The organism is Minwuia thermotolerans, from assembly GCF_002924445.1.
Classification (GTDB): Bacteria; Pseudomonadota; Alphaproteobacteria; order Minwuiales; family Minwuiaceae; genus Minwuia; species Minwuia thermotolerans.
The window spans coordinates 18,863-43,444 of sequence record NZ_PIGG01000042.1 but is presented as its reverse complement, the minus strand read 5'-3'; the positions used below and the strand labels follow the sequence as shown (position 1 = coordinate 43,444).

25 protein-coding genes and 1 pseudogene are annotated in these 24,582 nt (G+C 64.9%); 2 read left to right on the top strand and 24 right to left on the bottom strand.

Annotated features, from left to right (window positions below; translation table 11 throughout):
* Positions 1–232: pseudogene (locus CWC60_RS14100) on the top strand (IS630 family transposase); the annotation flags it as partial.
* Positions 233–238: 6 nt separating this feature from the next.
* Here the strand turns inward: CWC60_RS14100 and CWC60_RS14095 are convergent.
* The 6 genes from CWC60_RS14095 to CWC60_RS14070 all read right to left on the bottom strand — a co-directional run bounded on the left by CWC60_RS14095 (position 239) and on the right by CWC60_RS14070 (position 5,743).
* Positions 239–1,789 carry an O-antigen translocase gene (locus CWC60_RS14095; RefSeq protein ID WP_109794584.1) on the bottom strand — a complete coding sequence of 517 codons (1,551 nt, stop codon included), beginning with the start codon at positions 1,787–1,789 and terminating at the stop codon, positions 239–241.
* Between the two features lie 46 nt (positions 1,790–1,835).
* Complete coding sequence (locus CWC60_RS24295) at positions 1,836–2,240, bottom strand: acyltransferase (RefSeq protein WP_277422331.1); 405 nt, start codon at positions 2,238–2,240, stop codon at positions 1,836–1,838.
* Positions 2,241–2,392: 152 nt separating this feature from the next.
* Positions 2,393–3,511 carry a DegT/DnrJ/EryC1/StrS family aminotransferase gene (locus CWC60_RS14085; protein WP_109794583.1) on the bottom strand — a complete coding sequence of 373 codons (1,119 nt, stop codon included), beginning with the start codon at positions 3,509–3,511 and terminating at the stop codon, positions 2,393–2,395.
* Positions 3,508–3,945, bottom strand: a complete 438-nt coding sequence (locus tag CWC60_RS14080) for a sugar 3,4-ketoisomerase (protein ID WP_109794582.1) — start codon at positions 3,943–3,945, stop codon at positions 3,508–3,510. The genes CWC60_RS14085 and CWC60_RS14080 overlap by 4 nt, the downstream gene beginning before the upstream one ends.
* Positions 3,942–4,505, bottom strand: a complete 564-nt coding sequence (locus CWC60_RS14075) for a GNAT family N-acetyltransferase (RefSeq protein ID WP_206419939.1) — start codon at positions 4,503–4,505, stop codon at positions 3,942–3,944. Before CWC60_RS14075 ends, CWC60_RS14080 begins: the two co-directional genes overlap by 4 nt.
* 896 nt (positions 4,506–5,401) lie before the next feature.
* Positions 5,402–5,743 carry a MarR family EPS-associated transcriptional regulator gene (locus CWC60_RS14070; RefSeq protein ID WP_206419938.1) on the bottom strand — a complete coding sequence of 114 codons (342 nt, stop codon included), beginning with the start codon at positions 5,741–5,743 and terminating at the stop codon, positions 5,402–5,404.
* Between the two features lie 375 nt (positions 5,744–6,118).
* Between CWC60_RS14070 and nusG the strand changes: the two genes are divergently transcribed.
* Positions 6,119–6,631 (top strand): transcription termination/antitermination protein NusG, encoded by a 513-nt coding sequence (gene nusG / locus CWC60_RS14065; protein ID WP_109794580.1) that lies wholly within the window; start codon positions 6,119–6,121, stop codon positions 6,629–6,631.
* Positions 6,632–6,633: 2 nt separating this feature from the next.
* On the opposite strand, the gene CWC60_RS14060 is transcribed toward nusG, so the two are convergent.
* The 18 genes from CWC60_RS14060 to CWC60_RS13975 all read right to left on the bottom strand — a co-directional run bounded on the left by CWC60_RS14060 (position 6,634) and on the right by CWC60_RS13975 (position 24,560).
* Complete coding sequence (locus tag CWC60_RS14060; RefSeq protein ID WP_109794579.1) at positions 6,634–7,419, bottom strand: YdcF family protein; 786 nt, start codon at positions 7,417–7,419, stop codon at positions 6,634–6,636.
* A gap of 7 nt (positions 7,420–7,426) precedes the next feature.
* Positions 7,427–8,527, bottom strand: a complete 1,101-nt coding sequence (locus tag CWC60_RS14055) for a glycosyltransferase family 4 protein (protein WP_206419937.1) — start codon at positions 8,525–8,527, stop codon at positions 7,427–7,429.
* Positions 8,528–8,768: 241 nt separating this feature from the next.
* Positions 8,769–8,951 (bottom strand): hypothetical protein, encoded by a 183-nt coding sequence (locus CWC60_RS14050; protein WP_125182790.1) that lies wholly within the window; start codon positions 8,949–8,951, stop codon positions 8,769–8,771.
* Between the two features lie 284 nt (positions 8,952–9,235).
* A complete protein-coding gene (locus CWC60_RS14045; RefSeq protein ID WP_109794576.1) occupies positions 9,236–9,691 on the bottom strand; it encodes a hypothetical protein in 456 nt (151 codons plus the stop codon).
* A 426-nt stretch (positions 9,692–10,117) separates the two neighbouring features.
* The gene (locus tag CWC60_RS14040; protein ID WP_125182789.1) at positions 10,118–10,852 is read right to left on the bottom strand and encodes a hypothetical protein; all 735 of its coding nucleotides are present in this window, start codon (positions 10,850–10,852) and stop codon (positions 10,118–10,120) included.
* A gap of 515 nt (positions 10,853–11,367) precedes the next feature.
* On the bottom strand, positions 11,368–11,565 hold the full coding sequence (locus CWC60_RS14035) for a helix-turn-helix transcriptional regulator (protein ID WP_109794574.1): 198 nt from the start codon (positions 11,563–11,565) through the stop codon (positions 11,368–11,370).
* 72 nt (positions 11,566–11,637) lie between these two features.
* On the bottom strand, positions 11,638–12,921 hold the full coding sequence (locus tag CWC60_RS14030) for a tyrosine-type recombinase/integrase (protein WP_109794573.1): 1,284 nt from the start codon (positions 12,919–12,921) through the stop codon (positions 11,638–11,640).
* A 288-nt stretch (positions 12,922–13,209) separates the two neighbouring features.
* Positions 13,210–14,682 carry a flavin-containing monooxygenase gene (locus CWC60_RS14025; RefSeq protein WP_109794572.1) on the bottom strand — a complete coding sequence of 491 codons (1,473 nt, stop codon included), beginning with the start codon at positions 14,680–14,682 and terminating at the stop codon, positions 13,210–13,212.
* A 4-nt stretch (positions 14,683–14,686) separates the two neighbouring features.
* Positions 14,687–15,361: a nitroreductase family protein gene (locus tag CWC60_RS14020; protein ID WP_109794571.1), complete on the bottom strand. Its 675-nt coding sequence runs from the start codon at positions 15,359–15,361 to the stop codon at positions 14,687–14,689.
* A gap of 77 nt (positions 15,362–15,438) precedes the next feature.
* On the bottom strand, positions 15,439–16,533 hold the full coding sequence (locus CWC60_RS14015; protein ID WP_109794570.1) for an HD-GYP domain-containing protein: 1,095 nt from the start codon (positions 16,531–16,533) through the stop codon (positions 15,439–15,441).
* A 108-nt stretch (positions 16,534–16,641) separates the two neighbouring features.
* Complete coding sequence (locus tag CWC60_RS14010) at positions 16,642–17,505, bottom strand: DUF6544 family protein (RefSeq protein WP_206419936.1); 864 nt, start codon at positions 17,503–17,505, stop codon at positions 16,642–16,644.
* 30 nt (positions 17,506–17,535) lie between these two features.
* Positions 17,536–19,581 (bottom strand): CocE/NonD family hydrolase, encoded by a 2,046-nt coding sequence (locus tag CWC60_RS14005; protein ID WP_109794587.1) that lies wholly within the window; start codon positions 19,579–19,581, stop codon positions 17,536–17,538.
* A gap of 27 nt (positions 19,582–19,608) precedes the next feature.
* Entirely contained in the window at positions 19,609–20,904 is a 1,296-nt protein-coding gene (locus CWC60_RS14000) for an ATP-grasp domain-containing protein (protein WP_164516548.1), read from the bottom strand.
* A 180-nt stretch (positions 20,905–21,084) separates the two neighbouring features.
* The gene (locus CWC60_RS13995) at positions 21,085–21,570 is read right to left on the bottom strand and encodes a response regulator (RefSeq protein ID WP_109794568.1); all 486 of its coding nucleotides are present in this window, start codon (positions 21,568–21,570) and stop codon (positions 21,085–21,087) included.
* Positions 21,567–22,598: a sensor histidine kinase gene (locus tag CWC60_RS13990; protein ID WP_125182788.1), complete on the bottom strand. Its 1,032-nt coding sequence runs from the start codon at positions 22,596–22,598 to the stop codon at positions 21,567–21,569. Before CWC60_RS13990 ends, CWC60_RS13995 begins: the two co-directional genes overlap by 4 nt.
* Positions 22,595–23,143, bottom strand: a complete 549-nt coding sequence (locus CWC60_RS13985; RefSeq protein ID WP_109794566.1) for a methanogen output domain 1-containing protein — start codon at positions 23,141–23,143, stop codon at positions 22,595–22,597. Before CWC60_RS13985 ends, CWC60_RS13990 begins: the two co-directional genes overlap by 4 nt.
* A 64-nt stretch (positions 23,144–23,207) precedes the next feature.
* A complete protein-coding gene (locus CWC60_RS13980) occupies positions 23,208–23,999 on the bottom strand; it encodes an SDR family NAD(P)-dependent oxidoreductase (protein WP_109794565.1) in 792 nt (263 codons plus the stop codon).
* Positions 24,000–24,065: 66 nt separating this feature from the next.
* On the bottom strand, positions 24,066–24,560 hold the full coding sequence (locus tag CWC60_RS13975; RefSeq protein ID WP_109794564.1) for a hypothetical protein: 495 nt from the start codon (positions 24,558–24,560) through the stop codon (positions 24,066–24,068).
* Positions 24,561–24,582 lie beyond the last annotated feature (22 nt).

The window sequence follows — 24,582 nt, the reverse complement described above, 5'->3', positions numbered from 1 at the left end:
CACGCCGACCTCCTGTTCCTGGCTGAACGCCGTGGAAGGCTTCTTCGCGCGGCTCAGCAAGCGCCGCCTGAAGCGCGGCGTGTTCCATTCGCTGGTCGACCTCCAAGCCGCCATCAATCGCTTCGTTGCCGAGCACAAACAGAAGCCCAGGCCGTTCGTCTGGACCGCCGATCCCGACAGGATCATCGAAGCCGTCAAACGCGGGCACCAAGAGTTAGATTCGCTCCACTAGGACTCGCTAAGCTATCCTGTTCCGTATCGAACGCGACAACCTGATGAACCGCGCGACCGGCCCACCAACATCCGCCACCCGGCTGAGCCGAAGGAGCGCGTAGCCTGCAAATGCGATAGACAAGGGCACGCCTGCAATAGCAGCGGCCAAATCTGAAACATTACCGAGTGCCACAAGCGTGACGGCCCCCAGAGTCAGTACAGAGGCCTGCAATTTGACCGAGCGCGACCATCGGAACCCAAGCCAGTAGCGCGCCGCGATCAGATTCAGCGGAAGAACGACGACGTACATCGCAATAAAGGCCACGCCAGTAGCGGCGACTCCTATCCACGGAAGGCCAAGATAGGTGATACCGACTAACGTCCCGGCCCCAAGGGCTTGAATGACGATATAGATTCGACCCGCTCCTTTAGCAATGACGACATAGCCTAAGGGCAGATTGAGGATCTTCAGCGTATCCCCGAGCAACTGCCAATGCAGGATATCCACCGCAGGTACGAATTCTACAGAATAGAGAAGGCGAACCACCCAAGGCGCAAGCGAAAGCACCCCCAAAAGCAATGGCGCGCATAGAAGCAGCACAGCTTCGGATTGTTGGTTTATAGTGCGGTTCGCCGCCTGCCTGTCGTTGATGATACCGGTCAGGCGCGGGTAGTAGTCAGTTGCTAACGCGCCAAGGATGACGGCGAGGTAGATCATTCCGATCGACCACGAGGCTTGGAACTGTCCTAGCGCCTCTTCCCCCAATCGTTGCTGCACCATGCTGCGCACCGCAAGTTCAGCGCCCGTCATGGCCAGAGCACTTAGCATAAACGCGATGCCGAGTAATGTGAGGCCACGAAATTCGGCCGCCAGCTCGATGCACGCTGGCCGCGGTATCTTTGCGAGAGTTCGGTTAGCGCGGGCGACGAAATAATATCCTGTAACGAAAGTAGTCAATGGCACGAGCAACACTAATACCGTAACGCCAGAATTCCGCCATAGGAAAATCGCAATAATTCCCAACACTGTGGCAATAAAGCCAGTAATGATATTTACGCGCGCTAAGTCGCCGATCATTCGCATGCCCTTGAGATAGGCCAGTTGCGATGCAGCGGCGACGCTCAGGGCCACACCAAGGGCAAGCCAGGTGATGTCGCCCGCCGCCTGCGAGTCGCCAAAAACCAGATGCGCAATCGAGTCGCTGAGCAGCCAGAAGACCACGCCTCCAGCTATGGCCAGACCCATCGATCCCCATAAGAGTGAAAGGCGACTAAGTGCGAGCCTTTTGCTCCCTTCTTCAACTCGCGCGGCGGCGACTTGACGTGTACCCGCTCCATCGAACCCCAGTCCCGCCAAGATCGAAGCAGTCTGGATTAGATTCTGGTAGGTACCAATGAGGCCAACCCCAACCGGACCGAGCAGCAAGGCAGCGACCTTCATCTTTATCAGACTGAAAAAGATGTTGATCAGCGTTGAGCCACCAATGATCGAGGACGATCGTAGGATCGTGCGAAACGAGTCTTTGTGCTCTGCAGACATCGTCAGCGACTTGTCCTGCGTGCCCGGCTCGGACAATTTGAGTTGCGCATTGGAACGGGGAGCGTGTCGCGGAGGTCAAAAGTCATTCGGGGCGCCCTTTGACCACCATCGCCGGTACGCCAGCCGCGATTGCGTAGGCGGGCACATCGCGGGTGACCACACTGTTGGCACCAATGATCGCGCCCCGGCCGATCGTGACACCTTTGGTGATAACTGCCCCTGTCCCGATCCAGACATCGTCCTCGATCCTGACGGGACGCACCAAATAGCCCTGCTTCGAAATTGGAATGTCGCGGCGTTCAAACCGGTGGTCAACGTCGAGGAGGTAGACTCGCGGTGCCAGCATGACGTTTGCGCCTATCTCTACCTTCTCCATTGCTGTGATGATGCAGCCTTCGTTGATCGCCGTATCGTTCCCAACGATAAAGTGCCCATATCCGCCAATTATAACGTTCTCCCGGATACCGACCCGCGCCCCAAGGTCCATTGCCACGCCTCCCAGTACCCTAACATTGCGCCCAAGTACTCCTTTTGGACCATGCACAACTACCCGTCCGAAGAGTCGCTGCTTGCGGCACCAGATCTCATATCTAAGCCGCGCTCGGTACCCAGCCAATCGCGATAGGAGATCCAGGAACTTCATCGGCCCGGGTTCTCTTTAGCCACTTTCATGGCGGTCAGCATGGAAACCACAGAACGCGCCCGTGCGGTGCCAAGATGTGGTCCCATCGGGAGGCTCAGCAGTTTGTCCGCAAGATCGCGGGCCAGCGGCATTGCCTCGGGGGCCATCTTCAGTTCGGCATAGGCTCCTTGCATATGCGGCGGAATCGGGTAGTGGATCAGCGTGTCGATGCCCGCGTTCGTCAGACGTTCCTGCAGTGCGTCCCGCGCCTCGCTGCGCACCACGTACAGGTGCCAGACAGGCTCGGCCCAGTCGGGCGCATATGGCAGGGTGAGGCCGCTGCCCCGCAGCCCCTCCGCATAGGCCGTGGCAACAGCGCGGCGGCGTTCGGTCCACTCGTCCAGCACCTTCAGCTTCACCCGCAGCACCGCGGCCTGAAGGGGATCAAGTCGCGAATTTACGCCGGCCGCTTCGTTCACGTATTTTCGGCGTGAGCCGTAATTGCGCAGAACCCGAATGCGGTCGGCCAGGTCAGCGCGATCCGTGGTGACGGCCCCAGCATCACCGAGTGCGCCGAGGTTCTTGCCAGGATAGAAGCTCCAGCAGACGACATCACCATGAGATCCAATCCGCCGTCCCTTGTAGCGCGCGCCATGGGCCTGGGCGGCGTCCTCGACCACGGCCAGCTCATGTTTCCGCGCGAGAGTCAGAATCGGGTCGAGATCGGCCGGCTGACCGTAGAGGTGGACCGGCAGGAGGACCCTTGTGGCAGGCGTGATCGCCGCCACGATCCGGTCGGGATCGATGTTGTACGTCGCGGGGTCGGGCTCGACCGGTACGGGCCGAGCGCCGACGGCGCTGACGGCCAGCCATGTCGCGATATAGGTGTTCGAGGGCACGATCACCTCATCCCCCGACCCGACCTCCAAGGCTCGAAGCGCCAGGGTCAACGCATCCAGCCCGTTGGCCAGGCCGACCGCGTGGGCTGCGCCACAATACTCAGCCCATTCGGCCTCGAAAGCCTCGGCCTCCGGCCCGAGGATGTACCAGCCGGACTCGAGCACACGGTGGATCGCTGCGTCGATCTCGGGCTTGAGTTCGCAGTACGCCGCTTTCAGATCAAGGAAGGGGATCATCGGACACGCGCCCGCGCCGCCGCCTGGAGAAATTCGTCGTAGTCGCGAATGTAGTCCGTCTCGTCATAAGGGTGCGAGGCGAGAACCATGCAGACCGCACCCTGGCTGAAGCGGTCCATTTCGCGCCAGATCAACCGATTTATGAAGGCGCCCTGCCGTGGGTCTCGCAACCAGTATTCTTCGCGCGCCTTACCATCATCGACCCTGAGACGGAAACTCCCTGACAATGCGAAGACGACCTGTTGAAGCTGCCTATGGGCGTGGCCTCCGCGCTCCGCATCAACCGGGACATTGTAGAGATAATAGACCCTGGCGATGTCAAAGGGTACGTGATTACCGCCTTCGACAAATGTAAGATCGCCTCTTGGATCCGTGACTACCGGGAGGTCTATCAGTTGAGCCATACCCGGGGAGAGTTGGTTGCCAAGGCTCATGCAGCGCCTGCCTCTCGCACAGTGGCCATGAATAGCTCTCGATCCTGAAAATATCGGTCCTCAGAGTACGAGAAATAAATATCAACATCGTCAGCACCGGTTTCCTTCATTCCAAGGCGCCGGTAGAAGTCCAGCGCCCGGTGATTGTCGCGCCGTACGTCGATCAACGCCGTCGGCAGGCCAAGATGATCGAACCCGACCCCGAAGGAAAGCAACGCGCTCTCCAATGCGGCCTTGCGGGGCTTGTTCTCGTCGAGGATCCAGCTGCCCCAGGTGAAGCTCTCTTCCCGGATGTCGTAGAGGCGAACAACGCCGCATAGCATTCCGTCGGCGAGACGCTCGATCACATAGTAATATTCGCGGCCCTCCGCCTCCCGCCCCTTGTAGGACTCAATCCAGGCGCGCTGGTCATCGACCGTCCCCGAAACCTTGGAAAGGTGGGTGTTGTATGCCGGATCGGTTCTCAAGCCATGAATATATGCGGCATCACTCGGCTCCACGAGACGGATCGCCAGCCGGACGCCTTCCACGCGCTGCAACCCGTCAACCGCCAGGCTCAAGCGCACACCTCGACACCCGCTGACGTCATAGCGATATCTGCGAATAGAAGATCGACTCCAATCCCCAAAGCTGAACGTTCCTTGCCCAGATATGCGGGCCGGCCAAAGGCCTTCACGCTGCTGAGCCGGTGCATGAACATTTTAATCGCTTTGTCGTTGGACAGCGCGTTGACAACAGTTCTCACCAGCCTTCAGGCACTGTGTCGAGGGCATCGGAGACGAGACTGAAGACAGAGAGGGTCGAATCGCGTTTGAGCCCCGCGCGATGGGGGTCCCATGTATGAGTCCGGTATTCCGCCACTGGCACTCACCGTCTCATGCCTTCCTTTAGATCCCAACCTTGATCAATTTTTCCGCGTGCGCCTCAGCATCCAGACCACCGCCACAACGACCGGCAGAGCAATTGTCGCCAATGTGTCGACCACTGCCTCTGCCCATGACACCGATCCGGTCCATTGACGCCAATCCCTCGCGTCGAGCGCCTCGTTGAGCCCCTGGAGAAGAACCACCGGCAGAAGCGCCCAGACCGGCCCCCATCGGAAGCGGCGCAAGAGCCAAGCCACGACAAGATAGACGACAAGCCCGAGAGGCAGATGGAACGCATCCGCGGGAATACCGACGGCATCCGTGATGCTCGTCTTAAACTCATACCAGGTCAGAGCTCATACCAGTCAGGGCCGACCATTCGCTGATACGTCTCGGGCACCTGTTTCACTCAAGTGAACTTCAGCAAACCCGGCGTCTCCGGGCGGGATCGACGACCACTCGGTCGCCAGCCTCATGACGCGCCCCCCTCCAAATGCCCGATAACGTAACGAACCGGCGGAAGGATGCGGCCCCGGAAGCCCCGCCTCGCCCCACGGGCCGATGGCCCCGGCCATAGCGCCCGGCCGCGCTCATGCATCCCGAGAGGGCTGCGGCGCCAGCTCGGCGTCGATGTCCATCTCCGCGCGCACGGTCTCGATCTCGGCCTTCAGCGCCTCGTACTCGGCCATCTTGCGCTTCAGGAAGCGCCGCGTCAGCCGGGCCTTCTCGAGCACGCCCTTGCGCGTCAGGATATAGGCGTAGCGGCGCTTGTCGGGCGCAGCGGAGAAATTGCCCAGCTTCACCAGCCCCTTCTCAAGCAGCGCCTTGAGACAGTAGTTCACGCCCCCTAAGCTGACACCCAGGGCATCGGACATCTCGCGCTGGCTCATCTCCGGATTGGCCTGCAAGAGTCTGAGAATACGGAAGTGCACATCTTCCTGGAGATCGTCCCGCCGGCCCGGTATCAGCTCTCTCCCGCGAGAGCGGCCGGAGAAATCGCGCAGGCTACCGCACCGCGACTGGCTCTATGCCGATCACGGTCTGGCTCGCGCAAGAATGGGCGGTGACGCAACTGCATTCGTTCGAAGATGAACGATACGGATCGCCGTGAGCGAACGCAAGCGCCGCGAACATCATATCTGGCTCCCCGTGCGGCCCCTGGCATCAATCACCCCGGCGCGCCGCCGGAAAGCCACCGCAGGCCCGATCCGTCGCCTCGCCGCCGACTGTTCAAAAATGAACATTCGGCTTTCCCACAGCCTCGGAAATCGATATCAGATCGCTGTGAGGGTGTATCGGAGCGTTCCATGACAGATACCGACGAGGGGTCGCGCTGGTTCCTGGCGCAGCTGAAGCCGAACGGCCACAAGCTTGCGAGACGCAATCTGGACCGCCAGGGCTTCCGCTATTTCCTGCCCATGCAGGAAGAGACCCGGCGCCAGCGGGGGAAGTTCCTGACCCTGCTGCGGCCCTTGTTCCCCGGCTACATCTTCATCGCCTTCGATCCAGACCACGGCCTCTGGCGCAAGGTCAATTCGACCACCGGCGTCGCCCGCCTGGTCAGTTTCGGGCGGAGCCCGGCGCCGGTGCCGTCCGAGCTGGTCGATGGCCTGATGGCGCGCTGCGACAGAGAAGGCAAGTTCCAGCCCCCCAGCACGCTCGCGCCCGGCGACGCGGTGCGGATTGCCCGCGGGCCTTTTGCGGACTTTGTCGCCACCGTCGAGAAACTGGCCCCCGACAACCGGGTCTTCGTGTTGCTCGATCTCATGGGACGCAAGACGCGCATGACGGTGGCCGCCGACAAGCTCCGCCTCGCCTGAATTCAGCGGCCGGCGAGGCGATAGGCGATCAGCCCGACCCATGCCTTGATCGCCGTGTTGAGCGTCTCGATATGGCCGGCCGGTTCCCATTCGAGGCCGTCGGCGAAGCCGCTTGTGCGATAATCGACCGGATAGGCGACAAGCCCCTCCCAGCCGGCCGCCCGGAAACTCGCCATCGCCCGGGGCATATGGAAGGCGCTGGTCACCAGCACCCAGACCTCGTCCGCCTCCGGCTGCGCCAGCGCATGGCTCAGGCGCGCATTTTCCGCCGTGTTGCGCGAGCGGCTCTCCAGCAGCAGGCGATCCGGCGCCAGGCCCTGGGCGCGGAAGATCTGCGCGGCGACATCGGCTTCCGTCGCCCCGGCGCCGCCGGCGGTATCGCGGAGCCGGCCGCTGCCGCCGGCGAAAAGCACAACGGCGTCAGGAAAACGATGCGCCAGCGACAGGGCAGCGAGAAAACGGTCGCCGCCCTCATTGACCTGCGCCTGACCCCAGAAGCGGGACGCCGCGGCGTCCTCCCCGCCGCCCAGGACGATGATGCCATCCACCCGGTCGAGCTGCGGCGCCGGTGCATAGGCGCTCTCCAGCGGCCGAAGCAGCAAGTCGCCCAAGGGCAGGATCGAGAGGGCCAGCAGAACAGTGATCGTGCCGACCGCCAGGACCTTGGCCAGACGGCGCCATTCCATGAACAGCGCGATCACGATGAGCGCCAGGGCCAGCACGATCCAGCTGTCGACCCGGATCAGCAGACCCACCAGCTTGGACGCGATAAAGAAGACCGTATCCATCGCCCTGCTATCCTGCGGTCATCTCGGCCATCGCCTTCCGATAGGCGTCCAGCACAATCGTCTGATCGAACGCCGCGGCCATCCTGGCCCGGCCCGCCCGCCCCATCGCCGCTCTCGTCTCCCGCGGCAGGGACAGAAAGGTCTGGCAGGCGGCGGCAAGGCTTGCGGCGTCGCCTGGCTCACACAGAAATCCGGTGTTGCCATGATCGACCACGTCCCGGCAGCCCGGCACGTCCGTCGCGATCAGGGGACGCGCCATCGCGGCGGCCTCGATCAGGGTCCGGGGGGCGCCTTCGCGGTAGGAGGGCAGGACCACGCAATGGGCGGCGGCGATCGACGGGCGCACATCCGGCTGCACGCCGAGATATTCGACCACGCCTTCCCGCTCCCAGCGCGCCACGGTCTCGCGATCGATGGCGGTCCGATTGGCCGCGTCGACGGCGCCAAGCAAGCGGAACTGCGCATCGGGCCGATGGCGGCGGACCATGCGCGCGGCGTCGACGAATTCCCTCACCCCCTTGTCTCTCAGCAATCGGCCGATCATCAGGAAAATCGTCGCTTCCGCGTCGTCCGCGTAGGCGGCGGCGGCAAACCGCCGGAGATCGATCCCGGAACCGGGCAGCAGGCGGGCCTGATCCGCACGGATAATCCCCCGGGCGAGAAAGAGGTCCCGGTCGTCCCGGTTCTGGAAAAACACGACGGGCAACTGGCTGAACGCCTGGCGGTAGAGACCCTCTGCCACGAACTGAAGGATACCGCCTGACAGGAAAGCGGTGCCCAGCCCCGTGACGTTGGGAATGAAAGGCACCCGGCAGGCCCGGGCCGCCATGGCGCCGAAGATGTTGTTCTTGATGGTGTAGCTCAGCACGATGTCGGGGCGCTGGCTGCGGAACAGATCCTTGTACTGGGCGCGGAGCTTCATCCCTTCGACGGGGCTCAGACTTTGAGCACTCATCTTCAACGGGATAAACCGGCACCCCAGCGCCTCGAGCTCGGCGACACTGTCATCGGGCGGCGCCGCCACCGTGATATCGTGCCCTTCCGCCAGGAGTGCGGCCACCAGATCCCGGCGGAAATTCCAGATATTCCAGGCCGCATTCACGGTCATCACGACATGCATCGATGTGCCCCAACCGCCCCGATCCGGCCCCGACCGACATACCATGCGCGCCTCGCATGGTGCAGATGCAGATCACGAAACCCGCTTCCGCTCCGGCGCGCCGGCACACCGGTTCTACACTTGCCTTCAGCCGCCCGAAAAGGCGCGTCGATCACGCTTCTGGCCTGAGCGATATGCCGTGCGCCTCATGATGGCGCCGCTGGCTTGACCCCAAGGCCCTGGCCTCCCCTCAATCGAGCGCGAACCCCAGCCGCTCCATCGTCTTCGCCACCCGCCGGATCATCTCCAGCGACTGCAACTGGGCAAGGGCCGCGGCGGTCTCTGCAGCAATGGGTTTCTCGCCGTCCGGACCCTGCACCTTGAACGCTTCCCTTTCGAAGTCGTAGCTCAGGACCAGGTCCTCGATGTTCATCCGCTTGCTCTCCTTGTCCCGGCCGGCCCTGTCGACCGACACATCTTTCCAGATTACGCATGGCGTACGCGATCCGTTGGCCCCGATCGGGGCGCCGGGAAACGCCTGCCCTCTGGTAGGCCACCGCCCATCGCGCTGCAAGCAGGCATGCCCCGCCACGACAACCCTGGGGCCGCCGCTCGATTGCCACGGCCCCTCGATCCGCAACTTTGATTTGAGCCGAAGTTGGCCTCGCCGGTGCGCGGTGCGAAGCGCCGATGGACGCCGCCTGGCGCGGCCGGCACTCAACGGTCCGGACCAGCGTCCTCCGCTGCGGCTATCGCCGCATCGATCTCGGCCAGCAAGGTCGGATCCTTGTGGTTGTGAAACGGTCCGAGGGCGATTCGGGCCCGGCGCAGCGCATGCAGAAGATCGAGGTTCAGCAGCTGCAGCTCCGTGACACGCGCCGCATTCTCCCGGACAACCATCTTCAGCTCGTCGATCTGCGGGTCAAAGTCGGTAAACATTGCCAGATTGTTAACTTTCTCGTCGACGGATGCACGGGCTCGCGGGTCATCCGTTTCGAAGCGTTCCCAGTCCTCGCGGCCAAGATGCGCACAGCCGCGCCAGTGGCAGGCCAGTTCGCGTCCGGAGTCGTCAACGATTGTGAACTTGTGGCCGTCGTCCTCGCGAACCGGGTAGAGCTTCCCCGGCGTGATGTCATGGGCGATATAATTCGTGCGCGCGTATATTCTGGCCAAGGATCACGCCTCCGTCGCGACAACACGCAAAAAGATGAATGCGACTGTAGAACGGCGGGGCGAGCAACGCCAGGTGACCGAGCCCGAACGCTCCCGTGACGAAGCAATGGTCATATGTCCGCCTGCCCTCCTGGCTTTCTTATCGACATCGCGCGACGCCCACGTCAAGTGAGACATTGCCGATCTGAAGCACGCATGGACTTCAAGCTGACCGTGCCCTGCGAGCCAGGCCCTCCGCCGGCCCCGACTCCTCGCCGGGCTACGCGACGTCGTCGGTCGACCCACTTGTCGACCGCAACAGCATGATGATCGAGGATTGTGGAGCATCATGGCACGATCGGGGATCCGATCCCTGCCCGACCACCTTCTCCGGCTGCATCGTCCAAGCCGCCGGGCGCCGGGACCGGAGGTCGGGCGCGCCCGGAATTACGAGTCCGGCGGCGCCGGGCGAGAAATCGTGACCTGTATCCGCCTGTTCTCATCTTCGGAAATCTGGAAATTTATGCCGTCGACAACAAGTCTGAGCCACTCGTAGTACCTGTCAATCGATACGTTTTCCGTTCCGGGAAACATGCTCAGTGTCGCATCGAAATACTGCGTCGACTTCTTGCGCTCCTCGATTCTGGCAGGGTTGAACTGCCGATCCGGCGCCGAGTTCAGGAGACCCGCGGCCTCACCGACAAACGCCAGCTTGTCGCCCCGGGCCTTCATGAGTCCGGCCTGTTGCGCAGATTTCAGGAAAACATATCTTGCGCGGGACACCATGCTTGGCCGTACGCCAATCTGGATCAGATATTCTTCCAGCGCCGCATTGTCGATCGGAACCGGCGTATCGGTGAAATGCGCGGCAGCCGTCAGAAACAGGGGCGGATTCAGGAAAGCGACCTGCAGTTTTTCCACATCTGGATCGTTTTCAATGAGCGCCCGGCCAAGCGGCGTGATCTTGACCAAATTCATTGCGGTTGTCGTGAGACCGAAATGTCTGGTCGCGGCAATCCGGAGACGCGTCCCGCTATTGAAACTCTCCTGGTTCAGAAACTCCGCAAACTCATGTGGCGTCGCCGAATCTTTCTCCCGCAGGACGCCGCGCGCCAAAAGAATAGACGAATTCAGATCCAGATGCGGCAGTCCAGAATAGGGTCGCCTTCCCTTGTTTTTCACAGCGGCCTCCCGGGAGGATTCGATTTCTCTCCAACAACCCTGCCCGCCATCGTGTCTCGGGGGTTGGGATGTCTGGCTGTCACCCCGTCTGACACAATGGGGTTGCGAAGCCGACACAAAGCGCCCTTCGAAACCCCGGATTCCCGACCACGGAGTTGAGACTGGTTAACTAGAATGAGCGATCTGATTCCGCAACATCATTTCGCTGGTCGAGGTCGGACTGCCTGGGCCAGTGCTCACCGGGGCGGGCCATGAATCGAGGCATGATACGCGGGTCTGCCGCAAGGCGTCGCGACCCTTCGGTACCAGGACGCACCAGGAAATCTGGAGCGGGCGAGAACGATCCTCTGCGTCCTCCAATGTCTCTGCCGGACCGCTCCCATGGTGGGGCGCCCTTCAGTTCCGTGTCTTGCGGCTCCGCGTCCATGTTCGCGCGAAATCAGCGCCTCGGACGCTCCTTCAACAGAAATGAAGGACGGCCGGGCTGTGCACGCCCGGCCGTCCCGCTCCTGCATTCAGGAGTGTCGGACAGGTTCGTCCCGGCGGTTCAGCCGTTCCTGAAGCCAGTCAAGCACTTCGTCCTCAACCCATCCCACTCTGTTCGGACCGATCTGGACCCGCTTGGGGAACTTCCCGGCCTTTTCCAGCCGCGCGACATGTTGCGGCGAGTACAGAACCAGCTCCTTCAGCTGACGCTTCGACAGTATCCTCATCACGATGCTCCTTGATGGAGAAGCATCGCGATGCCCCTGGTTACGACAATACCCACGGGTGCCGCGATGATATCAATCCGCAGCTTCTGACGCGAGCTCTTGAATGGACTTGCTACTCAGGGTCGCGATGAACTCGGCCCAGGCTTCCACCGCGGCTCGTTTCTCGTCTGCGAAATCGTGACGCTGGTACACGGCGACGATGCCGCCGAATGTCCCGCTTGTATGGTTCAGAAGCTTCTCGACGACATGAATACCAACGCCAAGGCGCGCCATCCCGGAGGCCGCTGTGCGTCTCAGATCGTGAATGCGCCAGGGCATGAGTGCGATTTTTGCAGGATCGTCGCCACGTTTCTCCGCCATACGCCGGAGTTCGGCGAGCATTGCTGCGTCGACCCGGTTTTTCGCGCGGCCGAACCCGGATACCGGCCGCTCCTTCTGCTCGCTTTGACCGTCGCGGGCGAACCATGCCGGAAACAGCAGGGCCGAATGATCCCTGCTATCAAGCCCGGCGATCAATTCGACAGCTGCCTGGCTCAATGGCACATCATGGGGTTTGCCGTTCTTGGTCCGCTCGCCGGGCAGACGCCACAGCTTCTCACGCAGATCGAATTCCGACCATGCCGCCGAGACGACCTCGTCGCGTCGTTGGGCGGTGAGAAGCAATAGCCTGAAGACCGCGCCGAAAGGGGGACCAGCCTTGTCGCACGCCACGAGAAACGCGCGTAGCTCATAGTCCGTCAGTACTCGGTCCCGCGCCTGTTCCTTCGCCGGTGGTTTGACCCCGGTCACCGGTGAGGTCTCTATCAGTCCCCGCTCGACAGCCCATGCGAACAGCCGCCGGACATTCGCCAATACCCTGTTCACGCCAACGGACAGACCCCGCGCTTCCGCCTTGTCGAGAACGTCGAGGATGTCGCGTCGCCCGATGTCCCCGATCTCCCGGTGACCGATGACCGGATAGACATGGCGTTCGAGCATCCGGGCGACCTCATCGGCTGTCCGGTTTCGGGGCCGGTGCCATTTTTCGATGAACTGCTCCCCCACCCGTTCAACAGTGTCGGGCTCCCGGCGCCGGGCCTCAAGCTTCTCGGCGGCGGGATCCTTGCCGGCTTCCACCTCGTTTCGTGCATCCCGCCAGGCCTGTCGCGCCTCTGCTACCGACATGGCAGGCCAGCTGCCGAGCTTCATCCGCCGTTGCTTGTCATGCAGACGATAGAAGAACACCCAGGTTTTCCGCCCCCCATAGGAAATCCGCAGGGCGAGGCCGGGGTAACCCTTGTCGAAATTATCTTCCTGTCCGCTGGCCGGCGGTTTCAGGCGCTTGACCACTGCCGCATTGAGGTTTCGCTTGGGCATCGCTTGGCGTTCCTTCGGGCTTCGGGGCGACACTAGGATATCTCGCTTTAGGTAACGTATAGGTAACAGAAATTGGCCGCTCTGCAAAATCCATTTATGTTCACCTATGAGCACCTGATTTCATTTTTTCTTTTTATATTAATAGCTTATGAGATCGATAAGGTGGCGAAATGTTCAATGAAATTCAGCGAAAAATTTGAATCATAATCCGCGTGTCGGGGGTTCGAATCCCTCCCCCGCTACCAGATTTCCGGAAAATCGATGAATCTCGGGGCGGCGCCTGGCGCCTCAGCCTCCCGCCACGCGATAACTCCCGCCGTCGTCCGCCTCCGCGCGGCGGCGCATCTCGCCCAGGGTGCCGGGATAGAAGGACAGGATCCGGCCCTTCGCGTCCTTGTAGAAATTGGTGCAGTCGCCGGCCCAGCTCATCCGCTGCAGCCGGTCCTGCAGTCCCGCGGCGTAGGCCGCGGTGGCCTCCGGGTCGATGTCGATCCAGCCGCCCGGCGTCTCCAGCGCCCGGCGGGTCATGCGGACGATATAGGCGCCGTTGATCTCGGCCGAGGCGAAGAGGGAGGTATAGGCGGCGACGCCGTTGATGCCGCAGACGGTGAAATGGTTCGGGAAGCCGGGCGTGGAGACGCCGCGCCAGGCCTCGGGCCGCTCCCCGATGGCGTCGGCGAGACGCCGCCCGTCCCTGCCGTAGACCTCGACCGCCGGGCTGCCGTCCTCCCGCCCGCCGAGGCGGTAACCGGTGCAGAAGATGACGATGTCGGCCGGGTGCTCCTCGCCCGCGGCGTCGACCACGCCCTGCCGCGAGAGCCCCTTCACGCCGCGCGGCGCCAGGGTCACGTGGTCGCAGGCCAGCGCCGGGTAGTAGTCGTCGGAGAACAGGATGCGCTTGCAGCCGGGCTCGTAATCGGGCGTCAGCGCCTCGCGGATCGCCGGGTCGGCGATGGCCGCGCGCATGGGCTCCAGGCAGAGCCGGCGCAACTCGGTCTGGGCGTCCGGCCGGCGATGGAAGACCCGGTGCAGCAGCAGCGAGCGGCGGTGCAGCTCGCGCCAGTGCCGCCGCCACGCCGCCCGGTCGCGGAAGGCGGCCTTTTCCGCCGTGGTGTAGGGGCGGTTGCCGCGGGGCACGATCCAGTTTGGCGAGCGCTGGAAGACGGTCAGACGGGCCGCGCGGCGGGCGACCTCGGGCACGACCTGCACGGCGCTGGCCGCGCTGCCGACGACGGCGACCCGCTTGCCCGCCAGGTCGACGTCGCTGCGCCATCCGCCCGAATGCCAGAACTCCCCTTCGAAGTCGTCATAGCCCCCGATCTTCGGGAAGCGCGGCGCCGTCAGCCCGCCGGTGGCGGCGACCAGCACCCGGTGCCGCGTGCGCCGCCCCTCGGCGTCCTCCAGCAGCCAGGTACCCGAATCTTCCTCGAAGCGCGCGGTCTCGACGCCGGCGCGGAAGCGCGTGCGCTCCGGCAGGCCGTGGCGCTCGGCGCAGGCGCGGACATAGCGCTGGATCTCCGGCTGGCTGGCGTAGAGCCGGGACCAGTCCGGATTGGGCTCGAAGCTGTAGCTGTAGAGGTGCGAGGGCACGTCGCAGCAGAGCCCCGGATAGGTGTTGCGCAGCCAGGTTCCGCCGTAGTCGGGCAGCTTCTCGTGGATGATGAAGTCGTCCAGGCCGGCGCGGCGGTAGAGCATGCCCATGAGCACGCCCGAAATGCCGGCGCCGAGAATGCCGATGTCGGCACGCGTTTCCTCGCTCACGGGCCTACCAGTTCCCCGGCCCGTCGCGCTCCGCGTCCCACCGGTTCCAGTGCAGGATGGTGTCGAGCGGCGGGCGCTTCGCCGGTTTGAAATCGGTGCCCAGCGTGTACGCCACCGGCAGCAGGCCGACCTGCATGATGCCGTCGGGCACGCCCAGCAGTTCGGCCGCCTCTTCCTCGTGCGTGAGATGAAGCGTGGTCAGCACGGTGCCGAGGCCGCGGGCGCGGAGCGCGAGCTGGAAGCTCCAGACCGCGGGCATGATCGAGCCCATCAGCCCCGCCCAGACGCGCCGCGGCGGATTCTCCGGCAGGTGGTCGACGCGGATGCAGGGGATGACGTGGACCGGTGCATCCTGCAGCCGTTCGGCCAGATAGCGGGCTGAATCGAACACCCGGCTGTCCTGCGCCTCGCCGGCGGCCTTCGCGCTCTCGTAGCCCTGATCGAGATAGGTTCCCGCGCCCTTGCGGTAAATCTCCGCCAGCCGTTCGCGTTTTCCCCGGTCGGTGACGACGATCCAGCGCCAGCCCTGGCGGTTGGAGCCCGTCGGCGCCTGCAGGGTCAGTTCCAGGCATTCGCGGATGACGTCGTCCGGCACCGTCCGGTCGAAGTCGAGACGCTTGCGCACCGCACGCGTGGTGGTCAGCAACGCGTCGGTAACGCTCAGATCGTAGACGCTCATGGCAGGCCTCCTCCCCCTTGTGGCTCGCGAGCGGGGAAGGTTGGGCCGTCGGGCGCGCCCGCGCAAGTCCGGGTCGGCTATCCGGTGGCGGCGAGGGAAACCTGGCGGGCGCGCTGGTCCAGCATGAAGTCGCGGAAGACGCGCACGAGGTCGAGATCCAGATGCCCCTTGAAGGTGCTCATCAGGTCCAGCGCCGCCTCGGGCGCCATGGCGCGCTTGTAGGGCCGGTCCTCGGTCAGGGCGGCGTAGACGTCGGCGATGGCAGTGAGCCGCGTCGGGTCGTCCAGATCCGCAGCCGCCAGACGGTCGGGGTAGCCGGCGCCGTCCAGGCGTTCGTGATGGTGCACGGCCATGTGCACGACCCGCTGGTTCAGGCCGTTCTCGCGCAGCAGGATCTCGCGCGAATGCTCGGGATGGCGCTTCATGACCGCCCATTCGTCGTCGTCCAGCTTGCCCGGCTTGTCGAGAATCGCCAGCGGGATCATCGACTTGCCGGCGTCGTGCAGGAAACCGCCGACGGTGACCTCCTTCAGGTCCTCGCCCCGGATGCCGAGAGCGCGGGCGAAGAAGGCGAGCGCGCCGCAGACATACATGCTGTGGCGGTAGGTGTTGTCGTGATGGGACGCCAGGGCGCCGAGCCAGCGGTTGACGTCGGAGACGCCCAGCGCACCCTGGATGCGGACGCAGGCGTCGAAGACCTCATCCAGGGGCAGCGGTTCCCCGTCCGCGCCGGAGGTCATGACCTTGTCGAAACTGGCGAGCGAAGCGCGGAGCGCCGCTTCCTCCTCGGGCTTCATCTCGGACCAGGCGCGCTCGACGAAGCGGTTGGCGGCGCGGCGCACGGCGGTGGCGATGTCGTCCTCGCTGGCGAACTGGCTCAGCAGGCCCAGCGCACCGAGTTCGCGGGCGATCGCCCGGTCCTCGTCGGTGGGATTGGCAAGAATGAACAGCGCCCGGCCCGGACTGGCGGCGAGCACCCGCGCGAGCGTGAACATGTGGCGGCGGAGATCGGAGAGGCAGAAGATGTGCAAACCGTCGGCCAGCCGCTCACGCTCCGCGACCTTCTCCAGCGTATGCACGGAAACCCGGAAGCGGTCGGCGATGATGCGCCATATCCGCTGATCCAGGTTCTTGCCGTCGCCGATGAGGGAGATCGTGTTCGCTGCCGGCATTTCCGCCCTGTTCCGCCTTCCGGACCGCTGTCTGTTGCGCCTGTGTGACAGACGATCCTGCACCGGCGGGCGTTAACACGGGGTTGAGGTGCCGGCGGGCGCGGCGGCTCAGTCCGTCATGTCCGGCGGAAACCGCACACCGGTCACCCGGGCGCGGAAGAAGGGGAAATAGTCGGGCGTGCCGTAGAAATTGCCCGCCTCGACCGACGTCGGCAGCCGGAAGCCGCCGAAATCCCTGAAGTCGGCCAGCTTGCCGCCGAAGGGCTGCAGGCGAAAGGCGCGCCCGGGGTTGGCATCGCTCCAGCGCTGGAACAGAACGTCGGTGGGCCTGCCCTCTGCATCGACGGTGACATCGACGGCCTGCGTCAGTTCGCCGTGGCCGACGGTGACGCGCGCCGTGTCCGGACCAGCCGCTTCCCAGCATGTGCCCGGCCCGGGCAGCAGCGCCGCCGGCGTCCAGAACAGCGCCTCGGCGATCATCCGGCCGAAGGCGGAGCGGGCATGGTCGTCCGTGCCGCCGGCCCGCGCCACGGCCAGGAAGCCGAACAGGCGGAAACGGCTCCAGCTCCGGCCGAAACCGAACGCGTCGGAACCGGAGAGGCGCATCAGGCCGCGGCGGGCCCGGACCTCCCAGAGGAAGCCGGCGGGCGCGGCGAGGGTCTGGCGTGCGCGCATCCGCATCGGCTTCGCCCGGCCGGGCTCACCCAACGCCAGTTCGCCATCCATCTCGATCTCGGCGACGCGCCACAGCGGCGCGCCTTCGGCGATGGCGAAGCGGAAGAAGCGGCGCGCCGGTTCCGGCAGACCGTCGAGGATGGCGGGATCGAATGTCCCGGGCGCGGCGGACGCCCGATCGTGAAGCAGCGCGCGGCGAAGATCCGCGTCCTGGCGGCGGTCGCGCACGGACATGCCGGCCAGTCCGCCGATCACGGCGGTCAGAACCAGTATCCCGATGGCGAGCCAGGTCATCATGCGGGCCCGCAGCGCCGGGCCGTGTCCGGATCAGACGCCGTGACGCGGGATACGGCGCTGCCAGTTGCGGGAGAAAACCCGCTGATCGTCCTCATAGGCGTCGAGCTCGGCCGTGACGATGAAATGCTCGGCCGTGCAGGTGAGCTTCGTCCGGGTGGTGGTGTGGGGACGCCAGCCGCCGCGGCGCAGGCCGCGCCTGGCGCGGACCTCGGCGCTGATCGATTCGAATTCGTCGGCGATGGAGGCGTACCACTCCTCGGTCCGGTCGATGTAATCGATGTCGGCGTCGGCGATGTGCTTGATCCCGTCATCGTCGACAACATGCAGCAGGTACTGGTCCCGCGCCAGATCGTAGATGACGTGCCAGTTGTGGTCCTCGACCCCCTTCTGCTCGGTCGGTATCGGAGGCGCAGCCTCGGCGGCGGCGAAGTGGACGTCCTCGTCGATCCCCCGTGGGGGCCGCACCGGCAGCAGCAACCTGCAGGCGTCGGTGAATACCTTCAGTTTCACCGGCTCCGGCGACGGCCAGGCGAGCGGCCAGTAGCTGGTCGATATGGCGACGCGGATGCGGTGACCGGCGGGGAAATGCTGGGCGATATGGTTCAGCTTGACGCGGACGCGGTGCCGCCCCGCACCGATCGGCTGCACCTCGGCGTGGTCGTCCGAATGGGCCAGATTGCGCACGCCATAGCTCACACGGGTCGCCTTGTCGTCGGGCAGGATGTCGGAAATGCGGACCGCCACCATGGCGACCGGCCGGTCCGATTCGAACTCGAACTCCAGCACCGGCGCGCCCAGAATCTCGATGCTCTCCGTCAGCCGCGGGCTGTTGAAGACCAGCGCGCCGCCGTCTTCCTGGCGCTGGTCATGGGGCAGATCCGGCGTCGCGGCGTACGAACACCACTTGCCCGCGAACAGCCCCGTGCTCAGCGGCGACTCGACCGAGATGTAGGGCCTGTCGTCGGGATTGTACTGGCCATCGGCCTCCCGCAGATCGTCCTGGGGCAGCAGCCGGTAGCCCGGCATCAGCCGCCACGCCCGCTCCTCGACATTCGCCGAAGGCCAGCCGTCCTCGGCGACCCAGCGGCCGGGGCGCTGGCGGTAGCTGGTGGTCGGCGGCATGGAATCCTGCATCCAGGCGCGCAGCATCGGTTCTTCCATGATGCCGCTCTCCTCGCCCTTCAGCCACTTGTCCCACCAGCGGATGCATTCCTGCAGGAAACCGATGGCCGGGCCGGGCTCGCCGATATGGGGATATTTGTGGCTCCAGGGTCCGACCAGGCCGAGCCGCGGCGTCTCCAGGTTGGACAGCAGACGAAAGACCGCGTTGGAATAGCCATCGGCCCAGCCGGAAACGGCCATGACCGGACACTGCACATCCGACCAGTCCTCGCAGATCGAGCCGTGGCGCCAGTAGCCGTCGCGCTGCTGATGCTGCAGCCAGGTTATCAACCAGGGCTCGTTGGCCTCCAGCCGCTCCAGCCACATCTCGCGCCACTTGTCGCCGACCTGCTCCGGGTCCGGCGGCATGGAGTTGTAGGCGAACATCTGCGAGGCCCAGGAAATGTTGTCGCCCAGCAGACACCCGCCCATGTAGTGGACGTCGTCGGCATAGCGGTCGTCGGTGGAGCAGACCGTGATCACGGCCTTGAGCGGGTCGGGCCGCATGGCAGCGATCTGCAGGCCGTTGAAGCCGCCCCACGAAATGCCGATCATGCCGATATTGCCGTCGCACCACGGCTGGGCGGCGATCCAATCGAGCACGCGCACGCCGTCGTCCAGTTCGCTCTGCAGATATTCGTCGCGCAGGATGCCTTCCGAATCTCCGCTGCCGCGCAGATCGACGCGCACGCAGGCGTAGCCGTGGCCGGCGAAGTAGCCGTGCATCATGGAATCCCGCACCGCCGTATGGTCGTTCTTGCGGTAGGGGATGTACTCCAGGATCGCCGGCACCGGCCGGTTCTCCGCCCCTGCAGGCAGCCACAGCCGTGCCGAGAGCCGGACGCCGTCCGGCATCTCGATCACCACATGCCGGGTCTCCTCCACCTCGTGGGGCAGATCCTCGCGGTAGTTCATCATGCGATTGCCCTCCGTCCTCGCGGTCTATGCGGGACTGAATTCGAACTGGAGGATGCGGTTGCAGGCCTCGTACTTCTCTTCGAGTTCCTTCGCGTCGCGGCCGCCGATGAACAGGTCGGCGATCTCGTAGCTGTAGCTCTCCTGTTCGTGCAGTTCGCTCAGCCTCTGGCCGGGCTCGACACCGATGTCGACCCGGACGTCCGGCATCTCCTGTTCCAGACGCTGCAGCATCGCCTCGGTCGGTACGGCCTCGACGCGGGCGTCCTCGTGGCAGCGCAGAAAGAACTTTGCGGCCATGTCGAACGCGCCGGCGCCGCGCCGCCACCGCGGTGTCCGTCCAAGCGCCAGGTCGACGGCGATCTGCTGGTTCGGCTGGCCGTCCACCTTCAGGAAAAGGTCCGAATGGGACTGGGAAACGCGGGAGTTGATCTCCAGCAGATGCAGATGGTCGGTCTCCGGATTGTAGAAGAATTCGATGTTGAAGGGACTGTCCGTGTAGCCGAACTGTGTGATCACCTTGCGCGTTATGTCCTCCATGCGCGCGACCACCGCCTGGTCCGCCTGCGTGGGGTACTGGTAGTGGGAGAAGGTGTGCCCGTTGGGCTCCCGGATCGAATCGATCACGCCGTAGATCTCGACCTGGCCGTCATGGGCGTAGCCTTCCAGCGTGAACTGGTCCTCGCGGGAAATGATCTCCTCGGCGATGCACAGCGTGGCGCCCTGTTCGGCCAGCTTTTCCGGCAGGGGAATGTGTTCCAGGGCATAGCGAAAGGGCCGGGTCAGTTCCCTGATGTGCTCGCGGATCTCGGCCAGGGCGGCGTCGAAATCCTCGCCGCTGCGAATTTCGAAGCCGAGCATCGAGGAATGTCCCACCACGGGCTTCACCCAGAACGGATAGTCGAGATCGATCTCCGCCAGAGGGTCGTCCGAGAAGGGATGGAAGCCGCAGAAGCCGGGCGTCTTCGTGACCTTCTTTTCCTCCTGGCGGGACCACAGCTTGTGTTCGCACTTCATCACCGCCTCGGGCGTGGCGTAGGGCGTGCCGAGTTCGTCCGCCAGCAGAGGGGTGATCATCGTGGACGGAAAATCCCAGTGGGTGACGACGCCGTCGATCCCGCCGTCCACGTCGCGGGCGCGCTTCAGAGCCGTGTTCAGCCGCTCCTCGAAGGGAAAGCCGGAATCGACGATCGAAATCTCCTCGCGGTCGAGCAGGGTATGGAACTCGATGTCATCGGTGTCGCGGAGATCCTTCAGCAGATACCGGCTGTTGAATTCATCCATGCCGATGACGCCGATGCTGTTGTGGTTCTTGCTGGCCATGTCCTGACGTCCTTCTTCTTCTACGCTACGCAGCCGCGTCAGTTGGATTGCCGCGCCGCCACGTGCCGTTTGGCCTGGCGCGCATTTCGGGCGAGCGCGGTCATCATCCGTCCACGTTGGGGCGCGCCGGACCATTTCAAGCTGGTGAAAGCGAGGGGAGAAGTCGCGGCGGGCGGGGTTCTATTGCCGCCTGAGCTCGTGAGCCGCCCGGTTGAGCGCCGAGATGAGCCGCCCCGAGGTGAATGGCTTGGATATCCAGCCCAGCGGCCGCGTTTCCTCGGTCGCCTTGCGGCTGTTGGTATTGCTGAAGGCGCTGACGAACAGGCTGCGCACGCCGTGGCGGTCATGCAGCTCGCGGGCGGCGACCACGCCGCTGTCGCCGTCGGAGAGCCGGATGTCCATCGTCGCAAGATCCGGGCGGCGCTCGTCGCAAAGCTTCAGCGCCTCGCTGCGGTTGGCGGCGACCCCGACGATCTTCATTCCGGCCCGGCGGGCGATCTCCTCGATGGCCATGGCGATAAGGAAGTCATCCTCGACGATCAGAAGCCGCAGCGAATCGCCGTTTCCACCGGCCACGCCGCCGCTCTCGCGATCGGCGGAAACCGTCGGCGGCCGTTTCGCCCAGGGCATGCCCGGGGCCGTGCTGTCACGGTGGACGGCGCTCATGGCGCCTCCTCCACCGGCACGCGCACCCGCGCCACCGCGCCGTCGTCGTTGACCATCTCAAGACGGCCGCCGAGGTCGTTGCAGAGGCCGCGCACCAGCACCAGGCCGAGAGAGCCGGAGCGCTCTACGTCCTTGGGAAATCCGGGACCGTCATCGCGCACCGTCAGCAGGTGAGCATCGGACGTACGCTCCAGACACACGGCGATGGCGCAGCGCCCGTCGACCCGGCCGTGCTGATAGGCGTTGACCACCAGTTCGTTGACGATCAGCGCCAGGGTGTTGGCCCGCTCGTGCGGCACCTGCCATCCGTGGTGCAGATCGAGCCCGATCCGGACATCGCCTTCGAAACTCTCCCTCAGCAGATCGACCAGCGATCCGATGAAGTCGGCGGCCGGCACGAAGGCGAACTGCCCGGTCCTGTACATGAATTCGTGCGCCCGCCCGATCGCCAGCAGGCGCTGCCGCGCGGTCTCCACCAGCTCCAGGAACCGCGGATCGTTGGCGCGCAGGGCCTGCTGGCCCAGCAGGGCGGTCAGCATCTGGATGTTGTTCTTGACCCGGTGCTGAAGTTCCTTCAGCAGGCGCTCGTTGGCCTCCAGGGATTGTTCGAGCCGCAGTTGCAGGCGCCGCCGTTCCCGGACCTCGTCATTGAGGTCGTCGATCCGGTCCTTCAGCGCCGCGAAACGGTTGGCGTCGCGGACCCTGATGCGGAACCCGAATACGGGCGCACCGGCGTCCGCGCCGCCGAAGCGGCGGCATTCCGCCTTGTATCGTTCCGACCCTGTGCCGCCGTTCAGGACGATGCCGCAGGGCAGGGCCGACGAGGTGCGCGCGCTGCGCCGGATGATCCGGTCGAAGGCCTCGCTACCGCCTTCGATCCGATCGGGCAGGACATCGCCGATGCCGAGCCCCGCCAGCACTTCGAGGGCGCGGCTGTTGGCGTCGAGCACCGTGCCGCGGCCATCCACGAAGAAGATCGGCTCGGCCGCGAACTCCATCAACTCCGCCATGGTGGGCCCGGCGTTCACAGGTCGCCGCCGAAATACTCCCGACCGTCGCCGGGCTCGTCCTGCGGCTTCAGGTCGATCACCACCCGGCAGCCGGCATCGCCCCGGGCGATCGCCTCCTCGATCGTCACATGGGCGTAGCCCGTGTTCTCGGCGGCGATGTAGCCGAAGACGTTCGAGGTCATCATGCACAGCGACGGCCGGCCCTCGACATGGACGCCGAAGGGACAGCGGTCGTTGCCCAGCACGATCCGGTCCCCGGTCATCTCGAGGATGTGGAAACCGCCCTGGATTCGTCGCTTCAGGTCGACGAGCACCTCGCCGACCTGTTCCCGCGACAGCCGCTCCACCCCGAGCGCGCGGCTGTAATCGTCGTTGATCTGCCGCCCGATCGCGCCGCCGACGATGCTGATATAGCCGGACGCGTCTTCCAGACCCACCACCTCTTCCAGCGTGCCGGCCAGTTCGCGCAGCAGGGAACGCAGGAAGACATCGCGTTCCAGTGGAATGTCCGCCCGCGCGACCCCGGTTGCTCCGGACTCTTTCGCGGTCCCGTCCCTGTTCATGCGCGAAGTCTCGCACGATATTCACGTCCCGTCATCCCGACGGCGCGCATATGTGACAGCCGCCCTACCCCACTTTCGTCGCGATCGCCCCGTCAACAGGCAGGATGGCCCCGCTGACATAGGACGCCGCGTCGGAGGCGAGGAAGACCGCGACGGCGGCGGATTCCCAGGCTGTCCCCATGCGGCCCATCGGCACCTGCGCGGCCCGCTGGCGGCGCAGTTCCTCGCGCGGGGCGCCGCTGGCGGCGTGATAGCCCTCGATGGCCAGCGGCGTGTCGATCAGCCCGAGCTGGAGCACGTTGCAGCGGATGTTGTACTTCGCGTTCTCGAAAGCGAGCCACCTGGTGAACTCGTTCAGCGCCGCCTTGGACGCCTTGTAGGCGATGATCGGATAGGACGCGACGGCGGCGATGGAACCGACATGGGTGATGCAGCCGGCCTGCTGCGCCCGCATGGCCGGCAGCACCGCCCGGCTGGCCAGCACCGCGCCGGTCAGGTTGATGTCCAGCACACGGCGCCATTCCGCCGGGTCGATCTTCACGGTGTCGCCCTCGAAGGCGCCGACGGCGGCGTTGTTGTGCAGCACGTCGATGCGCCCGAACCGCTCCATCGCCCGCGCCGCCATGGCCGCGCAGTCCTCGGCGCGGGTGATGTCGGCGGCGATCGTCTCCGCCTCGAAGCCTTCGGCGCGAACCATGTCGCGGGTTTCTTCCAGCGATTGCCTCGTCCGGCTGGCCAGGACCAGCCGCGCGCCCTCCCGCGCGAAGGCCAGCGCCGTGGCGCGCCCGTTGCCGATCCCCTCGCCCGGCGTCTGACCCGCCCCGGCGATGATCGCGACCTTGTCCTTCAGTTGCATCGCTGCCCCTCCCCTCGGCTCGTTCAGCGGGGAAAGACTACCCGCCGCGCCGGGCGGGCGGAACGCTCAAGCGCCGGGCAGGTTGCCGTCCAGCAGCCAGGCCCGCGCGGCGGCGATGTCGGTGAATCCCCGGATGCGGCCATCGGCGATACGGCGCAGCGCCGTGTCGGCGGCGCCGAAGACGTCGTAGCCCTGCGGCACGCCGGGCTCCAGCGCGGGCGCGACCACCGCCTCCCGCTGCATGCCCGCCGCCATCACACGCGGGACGACGGTGCGGGCCAGGTATTCCTCCGCCTCGAAGAAACTCTCCGAAAGGTGGCGCAGATCGGCCAGCCAGTAGCTGTAGCCGCCGCATTCGAAGCGTTCGCAGACGAAGTCGAGCACGGCGCGGAAATTGTCCAGCGAGCCGAAGCCGCCCAGCCAGATATCGGTCAGCAGCCGATGATCCGGATTGTGCCCGACAACGGTGTATATCCGCCCGTCTCCGCGCCGGAAGGCGCGCAGCTCCGTCGCCGAAAAGACTTCGGCGACGTCGGCCCGGATCGTCCTGCGCGCTTGCATCGCCGCTCCGCCCCGGACAGGA

Coding starts and splice junctions, on each gene's coding strand:
- CWC60_RS14020 (WP_109794571.1), bottom strand. CDS start 15,361: ATGAGCGTCTACGATCTGAGCGTTACCGACGCGTTGCTGACCACCACG.
- CWC60_RS14005 (WP_109794587.1), bottom strand. CDS start 19,581: ATGAACTACCGCGAGGATCTGCCCCACGAGGTGGAGGAGACCCGGCAT.
- CWC60_RS14085 (WP_109794583.1), bottom strand. CDS start 3,511: ATGATCCCCTTCCTTGATCTGAAAGCGGCGTACTGCGAACTCAAGCCC.
- CWC60_RS14080 (WP_109794582.1), bottom strand. CDS start 3,945: ATGAGCCTTGGCAACCAACTCTCCCCGGGTATGGCTCAACTGATAGAC.
- CWC60_RS14055 (WP_206419937.1), bottom strand. CDS start 8,527: ATGACCGTGAATGCGGCCTGGAATATCTGGAATTTCCGCCGGGATCTG.
- CWC60_RS13995 (WP_109794568.1), bottom strand. CDS start 21,570: ATGAGCGCCGTCCACCGTGACAGCACGGCCCCGGGCATGCCCTGGGCG.
- CWC60_RS24295 (WP_277422331.1), bottom strand. CDS start 2,240: ATGGACCTTGGGGCGCGGGTCGGTATCCGGGAGAACGTTATAATTGGC.
- CWC60_RS14050 (WP_125182790.1), bottom strand. CDS start 8,951: ATGAACATCGAGGACCTGGTCCTGAGCTACGACTTCGAAAGGGAAGCG.
- CWC60_RS14060 (WP_109794579.1), bottom strand. CDS start 7,419: ATGGATACGGTCTTCTTTATCGCGTCCAAGCTGGTGGGTCTGCTGATC.
- CWC60_RS13975 (WP_109794564.1), bottom strand. CDS start 24,560: ATGCAAGCGCGCAGGACGATCCGGGCCGACGTCGCCGAAGTCTTTTCG.
- CWC60_RS14030 (WP_109794573.1), bottom strand. CDS start 12,921: ATGCCCAAGCGAAACCTCAATGCGGCAGTGGTCAAGCGCCTGAAACCG.
- CWC60_RS13980 (WP_109794565.1), bottom strand. CDS start 23,999: ATGCAACTGAAGGACAAGGTCGCGATCATCGCCGGGGCGGGTCAGACG.
- CWC60_RS14015 (WP_109794570.1), bottom strand. CDS start 16,533: ATGCCGGCAGCGAACACGATCTCCCTCATCGGCGACGGCAAGAACCTG.
- CWC60_RS14035 (WP_109794574.1), bottom strand. CDS start 11,565: ATGAGGATACTGTCGAAGCGTCAGCTGAAGGAGCTGGTTCTGTACTCG.
- CWC60_RS14000 (WP_164516548.1), bottom strand. CDS start 20,904: ATGGCCAGCAAGAACCACAACAGCATCGGCGTCATCGGCATGGATGAA.
- CWC60_RS13985 (WP_109794566.1), bottom strand. CDS start 23,143: ATGAACAGGGACGGGACCGCGAAAGAGTCCGGAGCAACCGGGGTCGCG.
- nusG (WP_109794580.1), top strand. CDS start 6,119: ATGACAGATACCGACGAGGGGTCGCGCTGGTTCCTGGCGCAGCTGAAG.
- CWC60_RS14010 (WP_206419936.1), bottom strand. CDS start 17,505: ATGATGACCTGGCTCGCCATCGGGATACTGGTTCTGACCGCCGTGATC.